1 protein-coding gene is annotated in these 227 nt (G+C 41.9%); it reads left to right on the top strand.

Features of this window, described 5'->3' with window-relative positions; all coding sequences use genetic code 11:
- The coding region (locus Q0829_RS27555) for a hypothetical protein (protein WP_298549319.1) at positions 1-227 on the top strand (227 nt) is incomplete at both ends.

Raw genomic sequence — 227 nt, 5'->3', positions numbered from 1 at the left:
ATGCCTTGGATGAGGGCGATGAGACGACTACAGTTACGGTTGGAGGCGAGAGTGGCACAGGAACGATTCAAGATCCACCTAACCCAAGTTTAAGTGTTATCAAGACAATTAGAGTAGCAGGAAGTGCATTGAATGACGTTATCGAGTATGATATTGTAGTTACCAATACCGGAAATGTTACTTTAACGGATATTGAAATTACCGATGATAATGCAGATGCAGGAAGT

The sequence above is a fragment of the uncultured Aquimarina sp. genome, assembly GCF_947492405.1.
Lineage (GTDB): Bacteria > Bacteroidota > Bacteroidia > Flavobacteriales > Flavobacteriaceae > Aquimarina.
This window is presented reverse-complemented; position numbering and strand designations above follow the sequence as displayed.